This window comes from Tepidibacter formicigenes DSM 15518 (genome assembly GCF_900142235.1).
GTDB lineage: Bacteria > Bacillota > Clostridia > Peptostreptococcales > Peptostreptococcaceae > Tepidibacter > Tepidibacter formicigenes.
In genome coordinates this window covers 1-3,135 of sequence record NZ_FRAE01000119.1, presented here as the reverse complement: position 1 = coordinate 3,135, position 3,135 = coordinate 1, and the positions used below count along the sequence as shown (strand labels likewise).

The window sequence follows — 3,135 nt, the reverse complement described above, 5'->3', positions numbered from 1 at the left end:
GCTTAGGCAAAATCGGACATTGTGAAGTAGGAAAGAAACAAAAGCTATAAACTTTTATAATCTTCTTATAAAGTTTTATAGATTTTTGGTAACGGGCTTATACCTATAATTTTTATAGTTTCATTTTTAGTTAGGTATTTTTAGATATATTGAAATAGAAAAAAAGTACATAAAGTCATTATGATTAGTGTTTTTTGCCTATGTATTTACGCCATGGCAGCAACAAAAAATTACTATTTTCAACAAATTTTGATTTTTATTAAATTATACCTAAGCCTGATGGCTATGCAGTCGTACTCCTTAAAGAGGTGATTTTTTGAATAAGAAAAAATTTATTGATGGAATAATTGTGTTTGTTGGGTTGTATGTAGTTAAAAGAATTGATTTTAATAGGGGCAATTATTATATGTATCTTTTTGCTTGTTCATGTATTGTATTTGCGCTACTATGGATTAATTATTATTTTTTTTATAGTAAAAATAATGATTAAAAATGTTTTAAAGGAGCAACTATTATGAAATTATCTAATATTTTGAGAAAAGATTATTTTTATAGAATTATAATGAGTATTGTAGTTGTTTTGAGTTTTTTGATGGGCAAAAAATTCAAAGATAATGAGAACTATATTTTTATACAATTTATATTTGTTGCTTTAATCACTATTCTTATTTGGAAGATGCTTGAAAAAATTAAAAATTATTTTGTCAAAAAAAACAAAACTGATTTTTAAAATCAGTTTTGTTTTTTTATTTAGTGACCGAAAGAAGGATATTTTCTTGCAGTATCTCTTCTAGGATCAATTACACAATGTTTATCAAAAGATGAGTTGAATTTATAAGCTAACATTCACAATTTGTTAATATATGGAATATATTTGTGGTATACTATGAAAGTGTATGTTATACGTTAAACTAATGTTTAGTCTGTTTTAATTATCATATTTGAGGTGAAAATTATAGAAACAAACTTAGCATTTAGAAAGAGTCTCAAAAAAATGAATAAGCCTTCCATAATAATCATTCATCATGCTGCACATAGTAGTGCAACTGTAGATGACATACATAGATGGCATAAAGAAAATGGATAGAGTAAATTACCTATGTAACAAATACAATATAAGCACTATAAAAGGTCATAGAGAGTTAAAAAGTACAAGCTGTCCTGGTCTAAACTTTCCTTTAATGGAAGTAAGACAGCAGGTATTAGGTCTAAAAAATAAAATTTAAACTAGAAGATCTTATCCATCTGAAGCAACAAATATAATGAATATTAAAACAGTAAAAGTAATTCGTAGGGACAAGCAATTTTCAAAACTAGATGAATTAATGAAAAAGTATGATATTAGAAAAGAAGAAGTTTTGAATCTTTATAATCTTTTAGCAAGCAAAAGTAAGTTTGAAATAGAGGATTGGTTACTATTAAATTTTAGAAGGGTGATTACAGCATATCAGCCTGAATTTATTAATCAATTTCTTGAAGATAGAGAAATTAATACGTTGTATGTGGTTGAGAGCCTTAGTCAAAACAAAGCAATTAAACAGGCAATGAATATAGATAGTAGGGTCACGCCTAAAATTTACATTGATATGCCTTCTAAATCAGGCAAGAACAGAATGCATAGGAGCGAAAATGGTGCAATCTATATTTTTGATGACGTAAGAAATGAAACTTATAATAAAGAGTTTGTACAATACATTGAACAAATTAATTTTGAACACTTCTTTAAAAAATTCGAAGTAAATAATTTTATGGATTTAGTCATAGCCTTAAGGGAGGGGTGGAGTGAAATTGAAGAATAATTGGATAAGGATAAAGTATTATGCTTACATATTTTTTATTCAGATGAGATTTACTAGAATTATTAATATATTGTTTGTTACTCAATACATAAAGTTCAATCTAATACAATATGCTATGTTGCAATCAGTTTTTTCACTTTCACAATTTATTATGGAAGTACCTTCAGGTTTTTTAAGTGATTATTTTAAAAAGAAAACTGTAACGATTGCAGGATTAGTAATGTCTGCAGTAACGCAAATTATAATATGCTCAAGTCTTGTTTTGAATAGTGCGTCGCCTTTTTGGATATTAACATTTGCATACATGATTGAAGGATTTGCAAGAGCATTTATTAGTGGTTCGGACGAAGCTTTGTTTTATGAGAAAATAAAAGAGTGTAATCTAGAAAAGTCATATGAAAAAATCATAGGAAGAGGTCAACTGATTAGTTCTATTTCAGTAGGTATGGCGACATTTCTAGGTGGAGTAATGTATGCATATGATATTAAGATGCCATATTTGATGCAAACAATCTTTACTTTGATTTCAGCGGGAATTGTTTTATCAGTCAAAGAAATAAAACCAGATTTAGAAAAAGAAGTTATTGCAGGAGAAACCGGACAATTAAAGAAAATGTTTGGTGAATTTAATAAAGTAAGGAGAAATTATCAGGCGATATTCATGATGTTTTTTATTAGCTTTACATTTGCAATTATTAATACAATTTTTGGTATTATGCCAAATTACTTAGCTATATTAGGATTTAATTCTAGTGAAAATGGTATGGTGTTTATGTTATTAAGCTTTATTGGTGGTATTGTTGCAACTCATTCATATCGTTTATCTAAACTGAGGTTTGGAGATTTAGTGACAATTACATGCATGATGATGTGTGGAGGTTTGTTATTTATTTTGATTGGTGGGGATAAAATCGTTATATTTATTGGATTAACATTATTCTATATTATTATTGATTTGTTAAATCCAATCGCTATGAAAGCATTTAATTCTTATGTAAGTAATGATATTAGAGCAACGTTTTTATCGATGGTATCTTTTATAACAACAGCAATGACAATGTCATTGTATCCACTATCAGGATATATAGTAGAGAAAAATGGAATGCATACATTATTAACATTTACGGTAATTACTACAGTTTCATTACTAACAGTAGCATTTATAGTATATAAATCTTTTAGTTCTAAATATTTGAATAATAATATGGAGGGATAAATGATAGAGTTTGTAACAGATAAGGGGGGTATGGCCACATAGCCATCAAGCTAAGGATTTTCAATGAGTGATGTTTGATATGATTTATAATAAATCAATTTCATACCTGTAAATATATAT

5 protein-coding genes are annotated in these 3,135 nt (G+C 27.3%); all 5 read left to right on the top strand.

Annotation, left to right across the window (positions count from 1 at the left end; translation table 11 throughout):
• The first annotated feature begins 316 nt into the window (after positions 1-316).
• Positions 317-490 carry a hypothetical protein gene (locus BUA77_RS14070; RefSeq protein ID WP_159429003.1) on the top strand — a complete coding sequence of 58 codons (174 nt, stop codon included), beginning with the start codon at positions 317-319 and terminating at the stop codon, positions 488-490.
• A 24-nt stretch (positions 491-514) separates the two neighbouring features.
• A complete protein-coding gene (locus BUA77_RS12975; protein ID WP_072890959.1) occupies positions 515-730 on the top strand; it encodes a hypothetical protein in 216 nt (71 codons plus the stop codon).
• A gap of 349 nt (positions 731-1,079) precedes the next feature.
• Entirely contained in the window at positions 1,080-1,226 is a 147-nt protein-coding gene (locus BUA77_RS14490) for a peptidoglycan recognition protein family protein (protein ID WP_242939132.1), read from the top strand.
• Between the two features lie 36 nt (positions 1,227-1,262).
• A complete protein-coding gene (locus BUA77_RS12970; protein WP_072890957.1) occupies positions 1,263-1,799 on the top strand; it encodes a hypothetical protein in 537 nt (178 codons plus the stop codon).
• Between the two features lie 43 nt (positions 1,800-1,842).
• Positions 1,843-3,015: an MFS transporter gene (locus tag BUA77_RS12965; protein ID WP_072890961.1), complete on the top strand. Its 1,173-nt coding sequence runs from the start codon at positions 1,843-1,845 to the stop codon at positions 3,013-3,015.
• Positions 3,016-3,135 lie beyond the last annotated feature (120 nt).